This is a genomic window from Sunxiuqinia sp., assembly GCF_055140945.1.
In genome coordinates, this window is sequence record NZ_JBSQYS010000044.1 from 1 (window position 1) to 18,011 (window position 18,011).

At 42.8% G+C, this 18,011-nt stretch carries 14 protein-coding genes; 9 read left to right on the forward strand and 5 right to left on the reverse strand.

The window, feature by feature from the left end; all coding sequences use genetic code 11:
• The 3 genes from ACTB00_RS16750 to speA all read left to right on the forward strand — a co-directional run.
• Positions 1-271 (forward strand): low molecular weight phosphatase family protein (locus ACTB00_RS16750; protein WP_463301059.1); only part of this gene is annotated, 271 nt, incomplete at its 5' end.
• A 2-nt stretch (positions 272-273) separates the two neighbouring features.
• A complete protein-coding gene (arsB, locus tag ACTB00_RS16755) occupies positions 274-1,332 on the forward strand; it encodes an ACR3 family arsenite efflux transporter (RefSeq protein WP_463301060.1) in 1,059 nt (352 codons plus the stop codon).
• Between the two features lie 176 nt (positions 1,333-1,508).
• The gene (gene speA / locus ACTB00_RS16760) at positions 1,509-3,401 is read left to right on the forward strand and encodes a biosynthetic arginine decarboxylase (protein WP_463301061.1); all 1,893 of its coding nucleotides are present in this window, start codon (positions 1,509-1,511) and stop codon (positions 3,399-3,401) included.
• Here speA and ACTB00_RS16765 read toward each other — a convergent pair.
• Positions 3,334-3,864, reverse strand: a complete 531-nt coding sequence (locus ACTB00_RS16765; protein WP_463301062.1) for a hypothetical protein — start codon at positions 3,862-3,864, stop codon at positions 3,334-3,336. The genes speA and ACTB00_RS16765 overlap by 68 nt on opposite strands.
• A gap of 36 nt (positions 3,865-3,900) precedes the next feature.
• Between ACTB00_RS16765 and ACTB00_RS16770 the strand changes: the two genes are divergently transcribed.
• Positions 3,901-7,665: a hydantoinase B/oxoprolinase family protein gene (locus ACTB00_RS16770; protein ID WP_463301063.1), complete on the forward strand. Its 3,765-nt coding sequence runs from the start codon at positions 3,901-3,903 to the stop codon at positions 7,663-7,665.
• 25 nt (positions 7,666-7,690) lie between these two features.
• Here ACTB00_RS16770 and ACTB00_RS16775 read toward each other — a convergent pair whose 3' ends face one another.
• On the reverse strand, positions 7,691-8,158 hold the full coding sequence (locus tag ACTB00_RS16775; protein ID WP_463301064.1) for a hypothetical protein: 468 nt from the start codon (positions 8,156-8,158) through the stop codon (positions 7,691-7,693).
• Positions 8,159-8,362: 204 nt separating this feature from the next.
• Here ACTB00_RS16775 and ACTB00_RS16780 point away from each other — a divergent pair, with 204 nt between their 5' ends.
• From ACTB00_RS16780 to ACTB00_RS16800, 5 genes are all read left to right on the forward strand, one after another.
• A complete protein-coding gene (locus ACTB00_RS16780; protein ID WP_463301065.1) occupies positions 8,363-9,937 on the forward strand; it encodes an SGNH/GDSL hydrolase family protein in 1,575 nt (524 codons plus the stop codon).
• 54 nt (positions 9,938-9,991) lie between these two features.
• Entirely contained in the window at positions 9,992-10,570 is a 579-nt protein-coding gene (locus ACTB00_RS16785) for a uracil-DNA glycosylase family protein (RefSeq protein WP_463301066.1), read from the forward strand.
• Positions 10,571-10,671: 101 nt separating this feature from the next.
• A complete protein-coding gene (locus ACTB00_RS16790; RefSeq protein WP_463301067.1) occupies positions 10,672-11,982 on the forward strand; it encodes a cytochrome ubiquinol oxidase subunit I in 1,311 nt (436 codons plus the stop codon).
• A complete protein-coding gene (locus tag ACTB00_RS16795) occupies positions 11,975-12,976 on the forward strand; it encodes a cytochrome d ubiquinol oxidase subunit II (RefSeq protein WP_463301068.1) in 1,002 nt (333 codons plus the stop codon). The genes ACTB00_RS16790 and ACTB00_RS16795 overlap by 8 nt, the downstream gene beginning before the upstream one ends.
• A gap of 206 nt (positions 12,977-13,182) precedes the next feature.
• Positions 13,183-14,742, forward strand: coding sequence for a glycoside hydrolase family 28 protein (locus ACTB00_RS16800; RefSeq protein ID WP_463301069.1), 1,560 nt, complete (start codon positions 13,183-13,185; stop codon positions 14,740-14,742).
• A gap of 121 nt (positions 14,743-14,863) precedes the next feature.
• Here ACTB00_RS16800 and ACTB00_RS16805 read toward each other — a convergent pair whose 3' ends face one another.
• From ACTB00_RS16805 to ACTB00_RS16815, 3 genes are all read right to left on the reverse strand, one after another.
• Positions 14,864-15,127 (reverse strand): DUF1456 family protein, encoded by a 264-nt coding sequence (locus ACTB00_RS16805; protein ID WP_463301070.1) that lies wholly within the window; start codon positions 15,125-15,127, stop codon positions 14,864-14,866.
• A gap of 228 nt (positions 15,128-15,355) precedes the next feature.
• Complete coding sequence (gene thrC, locus ACTB00_RS16810) at positions 15,356-16,660, reverse strand: threonine synthase (protein WP_463301071.1); 1,305 nt, start codon at positions 16,658-16,660, stop codon at positions 15,356-15,358.
• A 95-nt stretch (positions 16,661-16,755) separates the two neighbouring features.
• On the reverse strand, positions 16,756-17,961 hold the full coding sequence (locus ACTB00_RS16815) for a cofactor-independent phosphoglycerate mutase (RefSeq protein WP_463301072.1): 1,206 nt from the start codon (positions 17,959-17,961) through the stop codon (positions 16,756-16,758).
• Positions 17,962-18,011: the final 50 nt, after the last annotated feature.

An 18,011-nucleotide genomic window follows, 5' to 3' on the forward strand; every position in this document is an offset into this window, starting at 1 on the left:
GTCAGAGATTGGCATCGACATCAGCCAGCACACCTCAGATCCGGTTGATAAGTACCTGAATGATGAATGGGACTACGTAATAACAGTTTGTGGAGGAGCTAATGAAAGTTGTCCGGCCTTTATCGGTAAGGTAAAAAAACGTGTGCACATTGGGTTCGACGATCCGTCGCATGCCGTGGGAACCGACGAATTTATTATGAGTGAGTTTTATCGGGTTCGCGACGAAATTAAAGCCCGTTTTCATGAATTCTACCTGCAAAATATAAAATAAGCATGGCTAAAAAGAAGCGCTTGTCATTTTTAGACCGCTACCTGACTCTTTGGATTCTACTCGCAATGGCTGCCGGTGTTTTTATTGGATACCTGCAACCAGAAGTTGGTACTTTTTGGAACAGCTTTCAGGCGGGAACAACGAATGTCCCACTTGCCATTGGGTTAATTTTAATGATGTATCCCCCACTGGCAAAAGTTCGTTACGAAGAGCTGGGATTGGTTTTCAAAGATGTCAAACTGCTGGGGATTTCACTGATCCAAAACTGGCTGATCGGCCCTGTCCTGATGTTTGCTTTGGCCATTCTGTTTCTGCATGATTACCCGCACTACATGGCCGGAGTCATTCTAATTGGGCTGGCACGATGTATTGCCATGGTAATTGTTTGGAACGATTTGGCGGAAGGAAATCGCGAATACGCCGCTGGCTTGGTCGCATTCAACTCCATTTTTCAGATTTTGTTCTTTTCAGTTTACGCCTGGGTATTTCTTGGCATTTTGCCCGGTTGGTTGGGTTTACAAAATCTCGAAGTCAATATTACCATCGGACAAATCGCTGAGTCCGTCTTAATTTACCTTGGAATTCCTTTTGCTGCGGGCTTTTTAACCCGCTTCAGCTTAATTCGAATAAAAAGCGACGAATGGTACAAAACAAAGTTTTTACCTAAAATCAGTCCAATTACCTTAATTGCATTGCTTTTTACCATTTTCGTCATGTTTTCATTAAAAGGCGAATACATCGTAAAAATTCCACTCGACGTGGTTCGCATTGCCATACCGCTGGTAATTTATTTCGTCATCATGTTCTTAGTTTCGTTTCTGATGGGAAAACGCTCGGGTGCTGACTATTCTAAAACAACGTCCATCTCGTTTACAGCAGCATCCAATAATTTTGAACTGGCCATCGCCGTTGCGGTTGCCGTATTTGGCATTAACTCCGGTGAAGCTTTTGCTGCCGTGATTGGTCCCTTAGTTGAAGTTCCTGTATTAATTGCACTGGTTAGTGTTGCACTGTATTTCAAGCGAAAATACTTTACCGATACTGCCATTCAAAACGGATAAAACTTGCACCAAAAATGAAAATAAAAAGCTGTTGGTAGCGCTCGGCTAACAGCTTTTTTTTACGAAAAAATTGCTGCCTTCTTATTTGTGTTTTAATATTGCTTATTGTATTGTTTGAAAAACTATATTTGAAACAAAAAAAAAGTCTACCAAAAACATAAATAGGACAGTTTAACATGAGAAAATGGCGTATTGAAGACACAGAAGAACTTTATAATATTAATGGTTGGGGAATCAACTTTTTTTCGATTAATAGCAAAGGCAACGTGGTTGTTACTCCTAAAAAAGGAGGAGTTGAAATTGACCTTAAAGAATTAATTGACGAACTACAAGTAAGAGATGTTGCTGCTCCAATGCTGCTTCGTTTTCCCGACATTCTTGATAGCCGTATTGAAAAAATGTCTAGTTGTTTTAAAATTGCTTCGGAAGAATACAACTATAAAGCGCAAAACTTTATCATCTACCCAATCAAGGTCAATCAAATGCGACCGGTTGTTGAAGAGATTGTCAGTCACGGCAAAAAATTCAACATTGGACTCGAAGCTGGCTCAAAACCAGAATTACATGCTGTAATTGCAACCAATACAAACAACGATTCGCTTATTATTTGCAATGGTTACAAAGACGAAGATTACATTGAACTGGCTCTGCTAGCCCAAAAAATGGGACGACGGATTTACATCGTTGTTGAAAAATTGAATGAGCTAAAACTGATTGCCCGAATCGCTAAACGACTGAAAGTGAAACCCAACCTCGGAATTAGGATAAAACTGGCCAGTTCTGGAAGTGGAAAATGGGAAAACTCAGGCGGCGATGTTAGTAAATTTGGATTAACATCGAGCGAGCTTTTGGAAGCAATGGACTATTTGAGTGAGCAAAAATTAACCGACTGTCTCAAGCTGGTTCACTTTCATATTGGTAGCCAGGTGAATAAAATACGTCGTATAAAAATTGCCTTGCGCGAAGCTTCACAGTTTTATGCTCAAATGTGCCTGAGTGGTTTCAATATCGAATTTGTAGATATCGGTGGTGGCCTTGGTGTAGATTATGATGGCACCCGATCAGCGAATAACGAAAGTAGCGTAAACTACAGCATTCAGGAGTACGTTAACGATGCGATCTCTACCATGGTCGACGTCAGCGAAAAAAATAATATTCCACACCCCAACATCATCACTGAATCAGGCCGTTCATTAACAGCACATCATTCTATTTTGATATTTGAGGTGTTGGAATCAGCCTCGCTTCCTGAATGGGATGACGAAGAAGAACTACATCCGGAAGATCATGAGTTGGTCAAAGAGCTTTACACGCTCTGGGATGCGATTAATCAACCACGGATGCTGGAGATTTGGCACGATGCCCAGCAAATTCGCGAAGAGGCACTTGACCGTTTCAGCCTTGGAATGCTCGACTTAAAAACCCGTGCCCAGGTAGAACGCCTGTTTTGGTCAATCGCACGCGAAATTCACCAGATGGTTGGAAAAATAAGGCACGTACCTCACGAATTAAACCAGTTAGAAAAACTGCTGGCTGACAAATATTTCTGCAACTTCTCATTGTTTCAGTCTTTACCTGACTCGTGGGCTATCGACCAGATATTCCCCATTATGCCAATACACCGATTGGATGAAAAACCGGATCAATCAGCTACCTTGCAAGACATTACCTGTGATTCGGACGGTAAAATCGACAATTTCATTGCCACACGAAACCTATCGCATTATCTTCCTGTGCATAAACTAAAAGCAAAAGAACCTTACTATATCGGTGTATTTCTGGTAGGTGCCTATCAGGAAATTTTAGGCGACTTGCACAATTTGTTTGGTGATACGAATGCCGTTCACGTATCGGTTGATAAAGATGGTTATTCGATTGATCAGATTATTGATGGAGAAACCGTTGCCGAAGTATTGGACTACGTGCAATACAATCCGAAGAAGATGGTTCGTACCGTCGAAACCTGGGTAACGTCTTCGGTTAAAGCAGGAAAAATTTCAGCTACCGAAGGCAAAGAATTCTTGTCCAACTACCGATCGGGACTATACGGATACACCTATTTAGAATAAATAAAATAACATACGATTCAAAAAAAGGAGGTCTGCTGATCTCCTTTTTTGATTTTAACTTGATGTAAAATTCAGAGTCATGACCTGAAAACCAAAACCAGAATCTGCAGAACTCATTATTTTCAGAAAAATAGACCGCTTCCGGTTTTATATCTTCCAAAACTTTCATGATCACCTCTCTCTCCGTGCCATTTCGTAACAACTGATTGAAAGGATCAATCGGTAAATCTGCTGTCATTAAAATACGCATATCAAGTCCTCCGTTTTTATATGCCCGCCCGCGAATTAACATAATGGTAAAACATACAATAAATACCAATATCCGCATCACACCACCAATTTCGCTGACCTGTAATACATTCAGACCTTCTTGTTCGTTGTTGTCAAGCACACAAACTATACAGGTAAAACATTCAATAAATACATGCATCAGAATCCTCAGCACCAGACAGAAATTTCTCATTTTATTGTATTTTCGTAATGCTTCAAAAAAATATGTATGGAAAAGAAAAGACATTTTCAGTTGTTTATTGACACCGGTGGTACTTTTACCGATTGTATTGGGATTGATCAAAACGGAAAGGAGTATCGACGCAAAGTTTTAAGCAACAGCAGTCTTCGGGGAAACATCAAAAAAATAGAATCAGCGACTTCATTAATCATTCTCGAGACCTGGGAGTTGGAACGCGATATCATCCAAGGCTTTTCCTTTCGTTTGTTGGGTGAAGAGTATACAAATTTTAAAATTGTCTCCTTTGACATCCGACAAAAGCGATTGGAAATCAGCCAGCCAATCTCCTCTGAAAAGTTACAGCAGGGTGCTAATTTTGAGATTTCCTCGCACGAAGAAGCGCCGGTTTTGGGAGCACGACTGATTACGCAAACTGCACTGACTGAAACGTTCCCAAACCTACAGCTCAAATTGGGATCGACCAAAGGAACAAATGCCCTGCTCGAAAGAAAGGGTGCAAAAACGCTTTTTCTGGTCACCAAAGGTTTTAAAGACCTGCTAACGATTGGCAACCAGGCTCGGCCCGACATTTTTGCTATGAACGTTGAAAAACGACAGCAAATCGCAAACTCAGTTTTGGAGCTTGATGAACGTATTGACGCACAAGGGAACATTTTGCTGGCACTGGATAAAGACAAACTTCGGCAACAACTTCAGGATCTTGAACACCAACAAATTGAATCAGTTGCCGTTGCATTGATGAATGCGTATAAAAACCCGATTCACGAAGAAGAGACAAAAAAGATCCTCGAAGAACTTGGGTTTCAATCGATCTCTGCGTCAGCCGAATTAACACCGCTTGTAAAAATCGTCCCGCGGGCCGAAACGACTGTTGTCAATGCCTGCCTCTCTCCCATCATTCATAACTACGTGAATAACATTGTTGAACGAATCGGCAAACACTCTTTTCAGGTAATGACCAGTGCCGGAGGCTTGCTGGCAGCCAACAATTTTCAACCCAAAGACAGTTTATTGAGTGGCCCCGCCGGAGGAGTTGTTGGCGCATCGTTGATCGGTAAAAATTGTGGGCGGCAAAACCTGATTACTTTCGATATGGGCGGCACCAGCACCGATGTTTCGCGCTACAGCGGTGCTTTTGATTATCGCTATGAGCTGGAAGTGGGCGATTCTACGATCAACAGTTCAGCAATCGCCATCGAAACGGTGGCTGCCGGTGGTGGCTCCATTTGTGGTTTCGATGGCTATAAACTTTTTGTTGGGCCGGAGAGTGCCAGCGCTTTCCCCGGCCCGGCTTGCTATGGCGCCGGCGGACCGCTAACAATAACTGATGTCAACTTGCTACTCGGTCGGTTAGACACCTCCCGTTTTTCCATCCCTGTTTTTCCTGAAGCGGCTCAGGAACGGTTGAATGAATTAATCCACCAAGTGGAAGAAAAATCGTACAAAAAACAATCGACGCAAAAGATATTGCTCGGATTCATCGATATTGCCAACGAGATAATGGCCGGAGCAATTCGCAAGATATCAATCTCGCAAGGCTATAATCCGAAGGATTTTTCCTTAGTTGCTTTTGGTGGTGCCGGCGGACTTCACGCTTGTGACATCGCAGACATGCTAGCAATGAAAACCGTTCTTCTTCCGCAAGATGCGGGATTGCTGAGTGCATACGGAATTGGACACGCTCGTATCGAACGCTTTGCCGAGAAACAAATCCTCGCACATTGGGATGAAGTAGAATCTTCATTAGCGAATCAATTTGAAGAGATTGAAAACAACGCCACTAAATTATTAGAAGACGAAGGCTTTCAAGCAAATCAGATTGAAATCCGGCAACGCATGCTGTTTCTTCGTTTTAAAGGGCAAGACAGCAGTCTGGAAATTCAATACGAGAAAGAAGAAGATGCCATCTCGAAGTTTCACGAACAATACAAAAAATTATACGGACATCAGGTGAAAAACCGCCCCATTGAATTGGAGGCTATTCGCACCATTGCTTCAGTAAAATCGAATGAAAAAGCCCAGCCGACCGCACAAGCCGAATCGTATATCCCCGAGCCAAGTTACCGTATTCGAGGTGAACAGATTCCCGTATTTGTGCGCGATGACTTGAACCCCGGAGCAGAAATTACGGGCCCAGCTCTTTTTCTGGACAATTACGCCACAACCTATCTAAAAAAAGGCTGGCAGCTACAACTCAATTCGCATGGAACAGCTGTGCTATCGAAAACTGAAGTAAACGCCGACATCAAAGAGCAGACCCAGGAAACCGAATTGGAACTGTTTGCGAATCGGTTTATGTCGATTGCCGAAAACATGGGCGCCTTGTTGCAACGAACAGCTTTGTCGGTTAACATTAAGGAGCGGCTTGATTTTTCGTGCGCCCTTTTAGATGCTGACGGAGGGCTGGTAGCCAATGCGCCTCACATTCCTGTTCACCTTGGCGGATTGGGCGTTTGTGTAAAAAGCTTGTTAAAACATTTTCTGTTTGAAGAGGGTGACACGGTTGTGACTAATCACCCCAAATATGGTGGTTCTCATCTTCCTGATGTAACCTTGGTGACTCCTGTCTTTCATGAAGGAAAACGAGTTGCCTTTGTCGTCAACCGGGCGCATCATAGCGAAATTGGAGGAATCAGTCCGGGTTCGATGCCACCGAACGCCAAAAACCTGGCCGAAGAAGGCGTGGTTATTTTCCCTTTTCACCTTGTAAAAGCAAATCAGGTGGATTGGGATGGCATGCGCGATATTCTACTGAAAGGCTCCTTTCCGACCCGCTCGGTTGAAGAAAACCTGGCCGATTTGAATGCAGCAATTGCGGCAAATAAAAACGGACAAGATGCGCTGCTAAACCTCATAGAACAACATGGGGCAGAAACAGTAAGCAACTACTTCAGTTTATTGAAAAAACATGCCGCAGACAAGATGCGCGAGACCTTAGCCAAGTTTTCGAACGGTACTTACAAAGCAGAAGAACGCTTAGATGATGGTTCACTATTGAAAGTAAAAGTTGATTTGAAAGATGGTGAGTGCAAAATCGATTTTACGGGAAGTGCGGAGGTTCATGCCGGCAATATGAATGCTACCGAAGCCATTGTACAAAGTGTAACCATTTATGTCTTGCGCCTGCTTTTAAAAGAGTCGATTCCGTTAAATGATGGACTATTGAAACCTGTCTCTATTCATCTGCCCAATGGCTTGCTAAATCCTGTTTTTGACGATGATCCGACCAAGTGCCCAGCCGTAGTTGGTGGCAACGTGGAAATCAGCATGCGCCTGACCGACACCTTGCTAAAAGCCTTTGGCGTGGTAGCTGCCAGCCAGGGAACCATGAATAACACCCTGTTTGGAAATGAAAAATTCGGGTATTATGAAACGATTTGTGGTGGTTGTGGAGCAGGCAATGGGTTAAACGGAGCGAGTGCAGTGCATCATCACATGACCAACACCCGGATTACCGATCCTGAAATCATGGAACTGCGCTACCCGGTTCGGCTGGATGAATTTACCATTCGACAAAACTCGGGAGGAGCCGGAAAATGGAACGGCGGCGATGGCATCGTTCGCAAACTGACTTTTCTGGAGCCGGTTAATTTATCGGTACTCACCCAGCGGCGCAACTCCGGCCCGTATGGTTTGAAAGGCGGACAAAATGGGCAAGCCGGCAAGCAAAAGGTCATTCGAAAGAATGGTGAAGTCGTCCAACTTCAATCCATTCAGAATATGGATTTACAAGCTGGCGACCAGTTTGTGATTGAAACGCCCGGAGGTGGTGGCTATGGAAAAACGGATTAGTTGTATCGACAATCAGAAAAGGCGACTACTTTTTTGAGAAAAATTTAATATAACTATCGATCCACGCAATAACGTGTTCAGCAATCAGGTAAATGATCGTAATTATAAAAATTATACTGATACCTGATTTCGTATAATTCTCGTCTAAAAGGCCAGGGAAAAAATAAATCGTAGCAATCCCTACCCCGCATAAAATAAGGTTAAAATCGATGGGAATCAAAGACAAGATGACACATTTTGGCTTATCGGACTTTAAGCGAATTACAGAGTCATCCCTAGTCCATAATCGTGTCAACAGGCCTAACCTAACGGCAGAAATGTATGTTGCCAATGCAATGACAACAGCTAAAAAATTCAATTCATCAAATTTCCTATTAAAAATATTTACATGACATTCCTCTGGGAGAAGGATAGCAATAACAAGTGGAAGAATAATTAAAACAGGAATAACAACCCAACCATAAATTTTTTTCTTTTTTTGTATCCTTATCATAATCATATTCTTTTAGTTAGTATTTATAAAATACCTAATTTCAACAAAAAAATCAATGGAAAATACGGATCAATCGAAACTCCTGTTTGGGAATAGACCGACAAAAAGCTAAATTTAGCTCACTTTAAATCTTCAAAAAAAGACGAATTCCTTTTTGAGATTATTCAAGGAGGAACATTTTCCGTGAATCGAAAATAAATATAAATGAAAATTGTTACACTGCTCATTTGTTTGCTGATTATGAATATTGCCATGGCTCAAAACGATCCTCAATGGGATGATACCCAATCTAAAGACTGGCCAGCGGCTTGCCAGAAAATAGAAATCACTTCTTCCATTGATCAAGCGATCCAACCGGCATATTTTTACATTTCGAAAGGAGAAATAGCCAGACCATTGATCATTAGCTTGCACACCTGGAGTGGCGGTTATGAGCAAAAAGATACGCTGTCGTGGATGTGTATTGAAAAAAACTACAACTACATTCATCCAAATTTCAGAGGCAAAAACAATAAACCGGAAGCCTGTGGAAGCCCGCTGGCTATTCAAGATATTGACGATGCGATTGCCTATGCTATTGAGCACGGAAATGTGGATACCTCCGAAATCCACATCATCGGAGTAAGCGGCGGCGGATATTCCACCTTACTGGCGTATATGAAAACGAAACATCCGGTAAAGACCTTCTCGGCATGGGTGCCGATTTCCAATTTGGAAGACTGGTATTACGAATCGGTTGGCCGAAAGCAAAAATATGCCAAAGACATTGCCCAGGCAACTACAGGCAAGACGTTTGAAAGCGACTATTACTATCTCGATGAAAAGGAAGCCCGCAGCCGATCCCCATTCTTCATGGAGACACCTGTTGAAAAGCGAAAATCCAGCAAACTTTATATTCACACAGGCGTTCACGATGGTTATACCGGGTCGGTTCCAATTACTCACAGCCTGAAATTTTTCAACAAAGTTGTGTTGGACTTTGATCCTTCAGCTGAAGCTGACCTTATTTCAACCGAAGAAATGTTGCGATTGGTTGAAAGTCAAAATAGCGAAATTTCGCATCCTTCAAAAATTAAAAAGGGAGAGGCTCATCTCCAAAAAACATATGATGATAAAGTGATGGTTCAGGTTTTTGAAGGCACACACGAACTAATCGCGGATCAGGCATTAGCACCATTGGAAGGAGAAAACATTCTGGCGATCGGAGACTCAAATGGAGCTATTGAAATGGGATGGGTTAATCAACTTAAAAAGATCGATTTTAAAGATTTCATTTTTAATACGGCCATTTCTGGAAACACCATTGGGTTTGACAACAATGGCCGCGAGGATTTAAATACGCTTAAAAATATTGATCAGTACCTGAGTTCGGCAGTCGAAAGTTTAAAGCGATTGGATAGAATTATCATCATGCTGGGAACCAACGATTGCAAAGCTGTTTTCGACGATCAGCTAAAAGCGATTCCCGAAAACCTGAGAACCTTGATTCATAAAATAAAAGCCCACAAAGCCTACCTGCTATTTCAGCCTAAAATCTATATTGTCTCTCCACCGCCGTATGCTCCGGACAACAAACTAATAGCCAAATATAAGGGTGGCGCAGATGATATTGCCTGGCTGTTTCCAAAATTTCAAAAAGTGGCGCAGGATGAAGACTGCAAGTTCATCGATGTGTATAACAAACTACTGCCTATTTGGAATCAGGTGACCTTGGATGGCATCCATCTGAAGTCGTCAGGCCAACAGTTGATTGCTGAAATTATTTTAGAAAACCTATAAACAAAAGCAATATTTATTTGCTTGTTTTGTGGTATCACCAATATGTTTTTGGCAATGAAACAATTGCTCGATCAAGTAGCAGCGTGTCAAGTTTGTGCTTCTCATTTAGCGATGGGAGCTCGACCAGTTATTACGGCAAGTCCAACAAGTAAAATCATTATTGTCGGGCAAGCACCGGGATTAGCGGTTCACCAAAGTGGTATTCCCTGGGATGACAAAAGTGGCGACAACCTTCGAAAATGGATGCAGGTGGACAAGCAAACTTTTTACGATCCGGATCAAATAGCCTTGATTCCTATGGGATTTTGCTATCCCGGCAAAGGGAAATCGGGCGACCTTCCTCCTCGAAAAGAATGTGCTCCCCTTTGGCATCAAAAGTTGCTCAGTCAGATGAACGACGTTGAGCTGATTATTCTGGTTGGTCAATATGCTCAGGACTATTATTTGGGCAATCAAACAAAGCGAACACTAACAGAAACTGTTCGCCATTTTGACGATTACCTGCCCAGGTACTTTGTGCTTCCCCACCCTTCTCCACGTAACAATATCTGGCAAGCTAAAAATGAATGGTTTTCCGAACTCGTGCTTCCCACATTAAAATCAAGCATCAAAAAAATCCTAACAACGAACTGATAACTAAACAGCTCAACTTTTATCTTTTCATTAATCAAACAGAAATCAATTTGAGGTGTTGATTCAGGTAACGATTGGTTTAAAAATAAAAAGCTAAAAATATGGATGAATTTATGGCGGCTCGTTTACAGATGGGCGTCTCGCTGGGGTTTCACATCATTTTTGCATGCATTGGAATGGTGATGCCTTGGTTTATGTTTGTAGCCGAATGGAAATGGCTGAAAACAAAAAAAGAGGTTTACCTCGACTTGGCCAAAGCTTGGGCAAAAGGCGTGGCTATCTTTTTTGCAGTTGGGGCTGTTAGTGGCACGGTGCTTTCGTTTGAACTGGGCATGCTTTGGCCCACCTTTATGGAACATGCAGGCCCCATTTTCGGGATGCCGTTTTCGTGGGAAGGAACAGCCTTTTTTGTTGAAGCAATTGCGCTAGGCCTGTGGCTTTATGGTTGGAATCGCCTCAATGATAAAGTTCACCTATACACCGGAATGGTGGTTGGTATTGCCGGAGTACTTTCGGGTATATTCGTTATTTCGGCCAACGCGTGGATGAATGCTCCGTCGGGATTTGATTGGGTGAATGGTCAAGCTGAAAATATTGATCCCGTTACTGCGATGTTCAACAAAGCATGGTTTGCACAGTCGCACCACATGATCATTGCCGCTTTTTCGGCCACAGGGTTTGCTGTTGCCGGAATTCATGCGATTTTGTACCTGAAAAACAAGCTGGAGATTCATGCCAAAGCCATTACCATTTCGTTGGCCTTTGCTTCGGTAGCTGCACTTTTACAACCCCTCAGTGGCGACCATGCAGCTAAAACTGTTGCCGAATTACAACCGGCCAAGCTGGCCGCTTTTGAGTCCCACTTCGAAACAGAAAAAGGCGCTTCCCTGATTATTGGTGGTATTCCGGACGTTGAAAATCGCGAGGTCAACTATGCCATCAAAATCCCTGGCTTTTTAAGTTTTCTGGCTCATGGCGATTTCAATGCTGAAGTAAAAGGGCTGGAAGAGTTTCCGGAAGATGAATGGCCACCGGTTCCAATCACCCATTATTCCTTTCAGTTGATGGTTGCCATCGGTATATTTCTGGCTGCATTGGGCATTATTTTTCTTTTGGGAAGTTGGAAATGGAAACACTGGCTCGAAAAACGATGGTGGCTGACCTTGCTGTTTATAGCCACTCCATTGGGCTTCATCGCCATACAGGCAGGCTGGATTGTTACCGAAGTTGGACGACAACCCTGGATCATTTACGGGATCATGAAAACCAAAGATTCGTTGACGCCAATGCCCGGCATTCAGTATACTTTTTATACGGTATCGGCAGTTTACCTGCTTTTGAGTTTTATTGTTATCTGGCTTATGAGCCGACAAATAAAAATGCTTCAATCCAAATACCAATCCAATGACTGAAACGATTATTATTATACTTGGCATTTGCCTTTTATTATACGTGCTGCTTGGTGGCGCCGACTTTGGGGGTGGAATTCTTGAATTGATCTCCCGAGGAAAAGCCTCTGGAATTGTAGCACGTGCCATAGCCCCTGTATGGGAAGCCAACCATGTGTGGTTAATACTTGTTGTTGTGATCCTTTTTGTCGGATTTCCAACTGTTTATTCAACGGTGCTAACAGCGCTTCACATTCCCGTTCTTCTCGTGCTCCTCGGCATTATTATGCGCGGATCGGCCTTCACCTTTCGCCATTACGATATTGAAGAAGAACGCCCGAAAGCCATCTACTCATCCATCTTTCGGTATTCCAGTTTAATAACAACCTTCTTCCTCGGAGTAACTATTGGTGGTATTATTTTGGGAGAAATTTCGCAAGACTATAGCAAAGGCTTTTTTACCATTTACATGCACCCGTGGCTCAATCTGTTCTCGTTTAGCATGGGTGTGTTTTTGGTTATTCTGTTTGCGTTTCTGGCCAACATTTACACCATTGGCGAAACCAAAGAGAAGGAGCACATCAAGCGTTTCACTCGTATTGGGAAATACTTGCTTATTGCGCTGGTTGGCTCAGGAGCCTTGGTTTTTGCTACTGCCGAAATTGAAGGACATCCGCTTTTTTACGAGTTTTACCATTCAATTCCCAGCATGATCTGTTTCATTCTGGCCACGATCGCCTTGCCGTTTTTATGGATATATCTCAACCAGAACAGACGAACCAAAGTTCGGATCATTGCAGCTTTTCAAACCTCGATGATCGTGATGGGTTGGTTTGCGATCCAGTTTCCTGTGTTGGTTAAAATTAACGACGGCACTGATATTACCATGCAAAGTGCCGCCGCGCCAAAGCAAGTGCAGTTACAGTTACTAATTGCTTTAATCGTTGGGGTTTTAATCATCTTTCCATACATGGGCTACTTGTATAAAACATTTAAATTCGATAAGAAAACATCATAAATTAGTTGATCCGATCCAAAGTATTGGTAGCGGATTTTTTTTCGGTAAGGGCTCAAGCAACTCAGCATGCAGAGCAAATTCGGATAATTGCTTCATCCGAAAAATAGACTGTTTTCGCTTTTTCAGAATTGACAGATCAAGATTATATCGCTAAATTTGTCTAAATCAAAAAAATCTGAATATTATTCTCATTTATCATGCATCACATGAAAAAAACCACTCGCAATTTATTCTTACTAATCGCTGTAATTTTTATTAGTCAATCGTGCCAACAGCCAAAACCGTCAGCAGTTGAAACCATCCGGGAAGAAACACCTTGGGGAGTCGAAATCTTTGATCAAACAAGCTTTCCCGACGCGGTGTTTTCAATTACCGATTTCGGAGCTCAAACGACTGAAGGATTCAACAACCAGGAAGCCATTCAGGCAACCATCGACAAGTGCGCCGCGCAAGGTGGTGGAACAGTTAAAATCCCTGCAGGTCAGTGGGAAACTTCCTACCTGAAGTTGAAATCGAATGTTCACCTTTTAATAGAAGAAGGTGCCGTATTGTTTTTTAGCGACAATATTGATTTATATGCCGTACCAACCTTCACACGGTGGGAAGGGCTCGAGTGCATGAATTACCACCCCCTGATTTATGCCCGCGACGAACAAAATATTGCCATAACCGGTAAAGGTAGAATTGATGGCAACGGGGAAAAATGGTGGGATATGGCTCGTGGAAAAAGAGAAGAAACGCTCACCATACTTTACGATCAGGTGCAGGCCGGTGTTGCTCCCGAGGAACGCAACTGCCTTGCCTACGAGCCCATGTCGTATCTTCGCCCTTCACTAATTCAAACGGTCAACTGTAAAAATATTTTGGTTGAAGGTCTTGAAATTGGATCTGGCCCCATGTGGACCGTTCATTTTGTTTATTCTGAAAATGTAATTGCCCGAAACTTGAAAGTCATTACCGTTGGAATGAACAACGATGGAATTATTCCGGATTCGAGCACCAAAGTATTAATCGACAACTGCTTCTTTTCGACCGGCGACGATTGTATCGTGATCAAATCCGGATTAAATGAAGACGGATGGCGTGTTGGAAAACCAAGCCAGCGGATTATCATTAAAGACTGTAAAACCAAGCATGGCCACGGTGGCGTAGTTATCGGCAGCGAAATGTCGGGTGGCGTAAATCATGTGTATGCCCATGATTGCGACTTTGGACATACCGAACGTGGACTACGCGTAAAATCGATGAAAGGAAGAGGCGGTCTGGTTGAAAACCTTTGGTTCGAAGATATTAAAATGGACAGCATTCAACGCGAAGCCATCAAGATTAATATGTTCTATGGCTCCAGCTCTATCGCTCCAAGAACCGACTCGGTACCGACATTTAAGAATTTCTATTTTGACAAAATCAGCTCTTCCAATTCGCAATATGCGGTGCGCATGGAAGGCATCGACGGTCATAAAATCGATAGTATGTTCTTCAATAATATGAAGATGGACGGCAAATATGGTATTGTGGCTAACGACCTTGAAAATTGCACCTTCACCGACTTGCAAATAAGCGCTGAATCAGGTGAGCCCGTTCAAATTGAAGACGGAACCAATCTGACATTCTCCAATTCAGTATTTAAAGCTGACACCGAAGCGATGGTGAAACTAACAGGTAACAACAAGGCAATCCGCTTTAAAGGGACGAACCAAGCAGATTTCAAGAAACCCTACTCCAGCGATGAAAAAGCCGATGATTCGGTAATTAAAATCGAATAATACAACAGACGACAACCGAAATAAAGAGATTAAAAAAGATCCAACTCATGCGAGTTGGATCTTTTTTAGTCTATAATCTTAGTGTCTAATTTAACCGAGAATTACTACGGAAAACCAGCGATCACTCCGCCTTCTTATCTGCATCTTTTTCGGGCGGCTGCTCTTTGGGACCCCGCTTATAAATAACTAAACCATTCAGAAAGTTTCGCAGAATTTGATCCTGAAGTGGTTTATAGTTGGGGTGCTCAATCTTCCGAAAAAAAGCACCCAGCTCACTTTTCGAAATTTTATAATCCACCAGATCTAATATTTCTACAATATCATCATCGCGCAATTTCAACGCTACTCGTAATTTTTTCAGGATGTCGTTGTTTGTAAGAGGCATGCTTTTAACTATTAAATTGATAACTGATTCTTAAGCTCGTGATACCATTTTTCAAGAAACCACCGAATGAGCTATCTGCCAAAAGTAATCAATTAAATACGGTTTGACTGCTATTCATTTCGTCTTGCAGGAAAGTTTATCTCTTCGGCGGTTACAATTAGCAACACTTCCTGTCAGTAGGTGAAATAACAAGAGCGACATTTATTGAAAAGTGTCGCTCTTATTTTTTTATGCTTGTTTTAATAAGAAGTCTCTGAAATCGTCAAAATCTTTGCTGAGTGGGATCGAAAGCTTTTCACCTTTCATAAACTCAGCTAGTTTTTCGGGCAATGGAACGTTTCCAACACCGATAATTTTTTCAACTGTTTCCGTGAATTTAGCCGGATGAGCCGTTTCCAGGAAAACCCCAACTTCGCCATCGGCCAAATCTTGCTCCAAAGCTTTGTAGCCGGTTGCACCATGCGGATCGGACAAATAATCGTATTGATCATACACTGCTTTCAGCACTTCGCGAATCTCAGCATCCGAATAGCGGTAGCCTTTCATTTCAGCCTTAATGGCTTCGTGCGAATGATCGTACAAATCCAGAATACGGGCAAAGTTACTCGGATCGCCAACATCCATCGCATTGGCAATAGTTGACACGGAAGCCCGGGGCTCATAATTGCCACTTTGCAGGTATTTATAAACGATGTCGTTTTCGTTGTTCGCTGCAATAAACCGCTTGATTGGCAAGCCCATTTTCTTGGCAAACAAACCGGCAGTCAGGTTACCAAAGTTTCCACTTGGCACCGACATCACAATGTCATTGGTAATTCCCTTTTCACGAAGTCGTGCGTAGGCATTAAAATAATAAAATGCCTGTGGCAGAAAACGCGCGACATTGATTGAGTTGGCTGATGTCAATGTCAAACCGGCTTTTAATTCCTGATCCAGAAACGCCGTTTTCACTAGCCGCTGACAATCGTCAAATGTTCCATCTACTTCAATGGCCGTAATGTTTTGCCCAAGGGTGGTGAATTGCTTTTCCTGAATTTCGCTGACCAATCCTTTTGGATACAGCACATAAACATGAATGCCATCAACTCCTAAAAAGCCATTGGCAACCGCACTTCCGGTATCTCCCGAAGTGGCCACCAAAACATTGACCTGCTCAGTATTTCCTTTTAGGAAATAAGCAAGCAAACGTGCCATAAACCGACCACCAACATCTTTAAATGCCAGCGTAGGTCCGTGCCAAAGCTCCAGCGAGTAAATGTTGTCGTTCACATGCACAACAGGGCAATCAAAACAAAGGGTATCGTAAACCAGCTCTTTCAAATCGGCCTCAGGAACATCTTCTCCGAAGAATTTTTTGGCCACCTCAAAAGAGATTTCCTGAAACGACAGCTTGTGGATGTTGTCGAAAAATGATTGCGGCAACGCTTCAATGCGCTCGGGCATAAACAAGCCTTTGTCATCTGCCAGTCCTTTGATTACCGCATCTTTTAGCGACACCTCCGAAACAGATTTATTGGTACTGTAATATTTCATGCTATGAGTTTCAAGTTTCAAGTTTCAAGTTTTAGACTGTTCGACCACGGCCTAAACTATCCTTCTCGAAAATCAGTATTTTATATTTTATTCTATCAACTAATTAGTGCTTTTATGAATTCAGCGCCGTGCAACAAACCGTAATCGCCTTTCTGAACTGTAAATTCGTCATAAGCCTCGACGCCATCACCTTCAACCTCGGGTTTATAAATGATGAATGGTACCGGGTCGCTCGTATGAACGGTGGTGGCGCATGGCGTCGGGTGGTCGGGTAAAACAGCAATGGCAACCGACTCATCCATTTTGGAGGTTTCCTCCACCAAATACTTCACCACACGATAATCGAGGTACTCAATCGTTTTGGTTTTAAGCTCCACATCGCCTTCATGTCCGGCTTCATCGCTAGCCTCAATATGCAGGTAGATCAAGTCATGATCTTTCAGTGCTTCCATTGTGGCTTTTGCTTTGCCTTCGTAGTTGGTATCGTAAAGTCCGGTGGCACCTTCAACGTGGATAACATCCATGCCGGCGTAAACGCCAATTCCCTGAATCAGGTCAACTGCAGAAATAACAGCCGACTTTTCAACGCCAAACATTTCCTTCAGCGTTGGCATTTGCGGTTTGTAACCCGGCGACCACGGCCAAATGCTATTAGCCATATCTTTTCCGGCAGCTTTCCGTTTTTGGTTAATCGGATGCTCCGACAGTAGCTCCATCGATTTCAAAATCAGCTCATTCAGCAATTCAGCTGTTGATATTGCTTCATCTTCTTTTGCTTTCGGCAAATAATCTTTAAACGGTTTTCCGGGCACATCGTGCGGAGGTGTGCAGGCCATTTGCTTTTTACCACCTTTAATGACCAGCAAGTGACGGTACGAAACCCCCTTGTGAAAGATGATCGTTTCAGAACCCAATTTCTCATTTAGAAAATCGATAAGTTCATGCGACTCTTCATTGGAAATATGCCCTGCCGAATGGTTTTTAATATTTTCACCTTCAACACTAATCAGGTTGCAACGCAATGCCAAATCACCTTTCTCCAAGGTCACTCTCATGCTGGCAGCTTCCAATGTTCCACGCCCTTCAAACACCTTAGCAACATCATAGCCTAAAACCGACATGTTGGCAATCTCGCTTCCCGGGTGCATTCCTTCTGGAACAGTCTGCAATTGTCCACACCGCCCAAGTTTGGCAAGGCGATCAATCGCAGGAATATTTGCTAGTTGTAAAGGGGTTTTTCCTCCGTAATTCTTCAGTGGCTCATCAGCCATTCCATCCCCTAAAACAATTATATATTTCATGTCATTATAATTTAAAATTTTCAACGGTATTCGATGGAACTCGCTTATAA